General features: G+C 63.0%; 7 protein-coding genes. 4 read left to right on the forward strand and 3 right to left on the reverse strand.

Annotated elements, in window-relative coordinates; genetic code table 11:
- A partial coding sequence (locus QRO95_RS24860; RefSeq protein ID WP_285303693.1) for a type 4 pilus major pilin occupies window positions 1-665 on the reverse strand: 665 nt, incomplete at its 3' end.
- A gap of 222 nt (window positions 666-887) precedes the next feature.
- On the opposite strand from QRO95_RS24860, the gene QRO95_RS24865 reads away from it, so the two are divergent.
- From QRO95_RS24865 to QRO95_RS24880, 4 genes are all read left to right on the forward strand, one after another.
- Window positions 888-1,061 carry a hypothetical protein gene (locus QRO95_RS24865; RefSeq protein ID WP_156476632.1) on the forward strand — a complete coding sequence of 58 codons (174 nt, stop codon included), beginning with the start codon at window positions 888-890 and terminating at the stop codon, window positions 1,059-1,061.
- On the forward strand, window positions 1,052-1,516 hold the full coding sequence (locus QRO95_RS24870; RefSeq protein WP_049430686.1) for a hypothetical protein: 465 nt from the start codon (window positions 1,052-1,054) through the stop codon (window positions 1,514-1,516). The genes QRO95_RS24865 and QRO95_RS24870 overlap by 10 nt, the downstream gene beginning before the upstream one ends.
- A gap of 114 nt (window positions 1,517-1,630) precedes the next feature.
- Window positions 1,631-2,227 (forward strand): ParA family protein, encoded by a 597-nt coding sequence (locus QRO95_RS24875; protein WP_061478917.1) that lies wholly within the window; start codon window positions 1,631-1,633, stop codon window positions 2,225-2,227.
- Window positions 2,224-2,832: a hypothetical protein gene (locus QRO95_RS24880; protein WP_061478916.1), complete on the forward strand. Its 609-nt coding sequence runs from the start codon at window positions 2,224-2,226 to the stop codon at window positions 2,830-2,832. The genes QRO95_RS24875 and QRO95_RS24880 overlap by 4 nt, the downstream gene beginning before the upstream one ends.
- A gap of 224 nt (window positions 2,833-3,056) precedes the next feature.
- On the opposite strand, the gene QRO95_RS24885 is transcribed toward QRO95_RS24880, so the two are convergent.
- Both QRO95_RS24885 and QRO95_RS24890 read right to left on the reverse strand, forming a co-directional pair.
- Window positions 3,057-3,941 carry an HNH endonuclease gene (locus QRO95_RS24885; RefSeq protein ID WP_107432784.1) on the reverse strand — a complete coding sequence of 295 codons (885 nt, stop codon included), beginning with the start codon at window positions 3,939-3,941 and terminating at the stop codon, window positions 3,057-3,059.
- Between the two features lie 42 nt (window positions 3,942-3,983).
- Complete coding sequence (locus QRO95_RS24890) at window positions 3,984-5,039, reverse strand: hypothetical protein (RefSeq protein WP_235650001.1); 1,056 nt, start codon at window positions 5,037-5,039, stop codon at window positions 3,984-3,986.
- Between the last annotated feature and the right edge of the window lie 304 nt (window positions 5,040-5,343).

Consider the following 5,343-nt stretch of genomic DNA (forward strand, 5'->3'; position numbering starts at 1 on the left):
GTTGGGGGCGACACCGGCGTGGAAGGTGGCACCGGCCCCACGGGCCCCACCGGGAATCCCACGGGCGGAGAACCGGGTGGAGTGGCCGGAGGTGTTGCTGGCGGCAATACTAGAGGCGATCCGGTCCACTCGCCTCCCAACAATCCGCTGTGGTAGACGAAGACCACGCGCGATTTGTCCGCACACGTGCGGCTCAGCAATCCGACGTCGAGTTGGCCGCCGGTGTTTCGAATCACCGACACGTCCGACACCTGCGCGTCCCACACCCCGCCCGCGTTGGCCGCGACCAGGGCCACGCACGCTTGACGAGGAAGGCCGGCGTAGCTCACGGAGAACGAATCGCCGAAGCGATCCACGGTGTAAGGCTGGACGTCCACCGCGCCGCCCCACGCGTTGGTCAAAACGTTTTCCCCGGCGCCGAGCTGGGATTCAGGGGCCAATCCATCGACCACCACGGCCGTGGTGCTCACCCCGCGGAACGTCCCCACCACCCCAAAGCTGCTTTCAAGACGACGGGACAGCTCGCGCAGGTTGCGCGTCTCGCTGGCCACCTTGGACTTTGCATCGACCTGGCCAAAGAACAGGAACATCGCGCCCGTGGCGGCGGTCACGGCCCCGAGCGCAAGCAAGGCCTCGGTGAGGGTGAAGCCCAGCGCGCTGCGCACGCCCTTGGAAACGTGGGTGAGAGTGGGCGAACAACGGGGGCGGGTTGTGTGCGTCATGCACTCAGCATGCGATGCACCTGGGATTCCGCAAGCCCCTGTTTTTAGTCAAAAAAAGGTCGATTTTTCATCTTGACATTGCTCGGCGATCTGGTTGCATGAGGTCAAGTGAGTGGGTCGACCTACGCACGAACGTAGCTCCAAACAACCCAAGAGACCGCCACCATGATTGAAAGCCCCGCCAACTTGTCCCGCCTTATTGCTGGCCTTCCTTTCGCGCACATCCCTCCCACGGTTCCCGCGTTCCTGCCCGAAGGCAAACTTCGCCGGCAAGCCCGCCTGGCGCGCGAGCAACGCCACTTCGAGCGCCAGCTGCGCAAGGAGCTGAAATGGAAATGACCACAGACCGGCGTGCTCAACGGCTTCTGGATGCCATCGAGCACCGCAACCCACAGGCTTTGAAGAGAACCATTGCGGCCATCCGCGAGGCACGTCTGAAGGCGTGGAGGGGCCTGACGGCTTTCCCGTCCTTGGACCACCCGGTGGGGCCCAACGGAATCACCGCTTTCCACGTCGCTTGCATGGCGTGGCACGTGAACCAGGATGACCCGGCCAAGCGACAGTGCTACGACAAGATGGCTGGAATGCTGGCTGAAGCCGGAGCGGACGTGTTCGCGGAGTTCGGTCCGGCAAAACAACGCTGGACGATCATCGAAGCACTGCATGGCGCTGCGCCACCGTCTGTCAAAGCATGGATGGCCTCTCAGCCGTTCGATCTGCATTGCTCGGCGTCAAACACCGCCCACACGCTGCGGTGGGACTGCCGTCGTCCAGCCGCCTTGTCGGAAGGATAGAAAATAATCCAAGGGCTGAACGGCCCGAAAGGGTTGCAAAAACATGCACTTGCGCTATGGCAGCGTCGGGGTAGATTCGAGAGAAACCCCTATCTACTCACGAAAGGATGTCCTATGCGACTGTGCAACTTCTCACTCAAGGGTGGCGTCGGCCGCACGACGCTGGCCCTGAATCTAGCCGGGTGCTATGCCCGTGACCCCAGCCTGCGTGTGCTGGTCAATGACCGGGACCCCCAAGGCGGGGCCTGCGCGTTTGCCTCACTGTCGGACGAAACACCGTTCAGTGTCGGGCGATCGCGCTCCCCTGGCTTCGACGTGGAGATCACCGACACCCCGCCGCGTCTGCCGGACAACGAGGTGATTCCCGAGGCGGACCTCTACCTGGTGCCGACGTTGCTCGACGGGGCCAGCTTCCTCATCTTCCTGCGAACCGTGGATGTTCTTGAAAAGAAGGGAAAGCGTTTCCTGCCCATCGCCAACCGGGCCAACGAGAGGCGGGCAGCCCATCGACGTCGCCTGGAGCACCCCAAGATGTCGGGCGCCATGCTGGTGCGGGATCGTGCGTTGTTTGCGGACTGCTACGAGGAGGGAAAGACCGTGTTCGACGCCAACGGCCGCTGGGCCCGGGTGGCCCAGGAGGAGATCCACGCCTTGGCGGTCCGGGTGCGCGACATCCTGGCTGCTGGTGCAGGCCGGAGGGCTGCGGCATGATGGAGCTTCCCTTGGTTTCCCTCCCAGACCTACCCATGGCCACTCGCAAAGCTCCTGCCAAGAAGGCTGCCACGAAGAAGGCCGTCAAGCGCACCTTGGATGACGTCAAGGACGTGACCCATGCCAAGCCCCGCCGGGCCAGCAAATCGGCAAGCGTTCCGATTGCCCGCATCCCGGAGCACCTGTTGCTGGGGCCAGGCGACTACCCGGAGCGCAAGTCCTACTTTGACTACGACGACAGCCAGAAGGCGGGAAGCGTGGGAGGCAAGCGGGTTCACATGGTCATGCCCCGATCGGTCACCCTGCACGACTACCGCCGTCGGGAGGACGGGCTGCGCCACCACCGGGCCATGGTGACGATCCCGCCAAAGCTCCGCGAGAACATCGCCAAGCTGTTCGGCTTTGACGATTCGGAGGACGCCGGGAGTGAAGTCGCGTTGACCACCGCCATGGTGGCGCTGGCAGACTACGCGGCCGCGTCGCTCATCCAAGACAACACGCTGTTGATCGTGAGCTCGCCGGTGGACGAGCACGCGGAGGACCGCAAAGCCGCCAGGGTAGCGGTGCGGAACTTGGGGATGAGCAAGAACGGAAAGATCTACTGACCCTCACAATCAGGGGGACGAAGAAAGCGGCTATGGCCGCTTTTCTGTGTCTGTGGATCATCCCGTGGGCAGAGCAAAAGCAGCTGAAAAAGCGTCCCCTGGCGGGAGCTGGCATACGCCTACGGCGCGAAGAACCGTTGATTGAACTTCCGGATCCACGCGGAGGGCGTTCCTATCATGAGCAATGATTCGATTTGTCCGATCAGCCGGAGCTTTGGGGCGGCTCATTGGGGAAGGCTAGCAACCTCCAGTTCGGACGATTCATTGCCCGCCAGTCGCCGCCGCAGGGCCTCTTTGGACATCTTGGGCGGAGTGTCCAGCGAGAGCTTCTTTCCGTCCAACGAACGGTAGAACGGATCGTCCACCCCCGCGCTGACGTAGACGACCAGGTCCGGCCCGATCGTTAACAGGCCTGCATCGAACAACGCGTGGATGTCCTTCCGTAGCAGTAAGCCATTGCTCAAAGCATTGGTGGCTGCCCCGTTGTAGGGGACGATGTGAGCGGCGTCGATGACGCTTGCCAAGGCGGTCCCGGTGACCATGCACACGGCTCCGTAGTGAGCGACTAGGCGTTTACGAAACTCCGCTTGGCCCTCTCGGATCACCCGAAGGACTTGTTCCACCCGCTTGCCCTCGGCAACGACGGCTTCCGCCGCTGGGGGCAGTGCCTGTTCCACTGCCAACCGCCCGCTCTCCTCAAGGACGCCCTGGAGGGCTTGGATGGCGTCGTATCCAAGCAGCTCTGCTGCCGGGCGCAGCTTTGGGTCAATGCCGGATCGGTGTCGGATATGGGCCAACAGGAGGGCGGCGTCTTCGAGGTAAGTGAGCTTCTCTCGGCGCATGCTCCAGAGCTGATTCAGCTCTTCTAGGTTCCAGGTGCGCAATGCTAGCCCAAGCTCATTGGTGGACATGCGTCGGGTGAGCTGGCCCTTCCCCAAGTGTTTGCGAACCAGGTGCTCTTCGAACTCCTTTACATCTGCAGCGTCCTTGTCCGTCAAGGTGAAATGACTGCTGTAGGACCTGCTGTTTTGCTCGTCCCACTTTCTCTCTCGCCGCATCTGCTTCGTCAGACGCCAATTTGCAATCCGTTCCTTGTCTGTGTCGTCCATGGTGGCTAGCTGGTCGTTTGAGGCTTGAACAATGGTAGTGGATCACGGCCGCTGAGAGCGGCCTTCCGCTTTCCGCTGGCGGGCTTTCAACCACGCAGCCGCCAGATCGTCCACGTCGGCCTGCAGCGCGGCCCGTTCCCCAGGGAGCCATGGCCTCAACGTCCCACTGGCCACCCCAGCGTCCCGGTCCGCTAAACGGCGCCGGGCATTGAGCCACTGTGCCTTGGTTTCCTCCTGACGAGTGGCTTGGCGCTGTGTCCGCATGCGAACCGCGTTGGGCTTGTCGCTGTAAGTCCGGGCATGGTCTTTGCCTTGGCTAGGCCAGGGTGTTTCGTGCGCGCCCTGTCGCCGCCGGCGGATCTGGCTCAGGCTTGGATACCGGGCCATCCACCGATTCTCAAACGTTCGATCGGGAGGGGGTGCTTCTTCTTGGGCCAGGGGGATGACCAAGGCGTGGAGGGCGATCAGTTGCCACACCGCTGATTGAAAAACATCCTCGGTCAACCGGAAGGCCACCACCTCGGGGTGTTCCAGCCATTCGCCTTGGTGCACGTTGCGCAAGAGCGCCGCCAAGTCGTTTCGCGTCAGATGGGCACGGTGGGCCAGTGGCCACCCCAGCATCCAGGTGTCCGAATGCCGTTCGGCATGAACGACGAATCGGGGGTGTTTCCAGCGCTCTTGAAGCTGGGCAAGGACGGTGGCTGGCTTGGCAAAGCGCCCTACCTCGACCAGGTGGTTATCGGAGCGCTGCAGGACAAACAGTCGGTCGGCCAGCAGGGCGTCCAGGGGTTCTGGTGGCAGCCGCTGGCTCAACTCGGGCCAGGCCAACAGGTCACGGGTGCCCCGCTCGGTGATGCAGCGCTTGCAAGCCATGCGCAGGTTCTCGGCGTCCCTTGGGCCGGCTAGGCTCAACGGAACGAGCGGTGAGAGCCCCCAGGCGTGGCGACGATCCAAGTCCAGGGGGGCGGTGCAGAAAGCGCACACAGGGCGTTCGGAACGGCGGGCCACGTCCAGCGTCCAACGGGGAGTGGCAGGCGCACGGGCGCCATGGAAGGCCAGCACGCGACGGGCAAACGCGCCCAGGTCAGCGGTGGTCATGGGAGCGCTCCTGAAACGAAAGCCGGCAAATCACCGATGGGCCAATGGCGGTGAATGGAGGTCATGGGGCGCACCCTCGCTTGACTAAAACGAAATGCGGCGAGGGCTCCGCGCTTCCCTTCCAGGGGTTCTTTGGCTCCCCACTTGTGATTCGGAAAACACGGTGGCGGTGTATCCATGGGCACTGCACACGTTTGACTAAAACCAATGTGGCTTGGGTGTCGTGGGTCGGTGCTGCGGGTGGGTGAGGGCAACCTGTCCTGGGGATCCGGGGCAATGCGAAACTGTGGGCTGAACAACTCCA

The sequence above is a fragment of the Stenotrophomonas maltophilia group sp. Smal13 genome, from assembly GCF_030236855.1.
GTDB lineage: Bacteria > Pseudomonadota > Gammaproteobacteria > Xanthomonadales > Xanthomonadaceae > Stenotrophomonas > Stenotrophomonas maltophilia_A.

Coding starts and splice junctions, on each gene's coding strand:
- QRO95_RS24865 (WP_156476632.1), top strand. CDS start 888: ATGATTGAAAGCCCCGCCAACTTGTCCCGCCTTATTGCTGGCCTTCCT.
- QRO95_RS24870 (WP_049430686.1), top strand. CDS start 1,052: ATGGAAATGACCACAGACCGGCGTGCTCAACGGCTTCTGGATGCCATC.
- QRO95_RS24875 (WP_061478917.1), top strand. CDS start 1,631: ATGCGACTGTGCAACTTCTCACTCAAGGGTGGCGTCGGCCGCACGACG.
- QRO95_RS24880 (WP_061478916.1), top strand. CDS start 2,224: ATGATGGAGCTTCCCTTGGTTTCCCTCCCAGACCTACCCATGGCCACT.
- QRO95_RS24885 (WP_107432784.1), bottom strand. CDS start 3,941: ATGGACGACACAGACAAGGAACGGATTGCAAATTGGCGTCTGACGAAG.
- QRO95_RS24890 (WP_235650001.1), bottom strand. CDS start 5,039: ATGACCACCGCTGACCTGGGCGCGTTTGCCCGTCGCGTGCTGGCCTTC.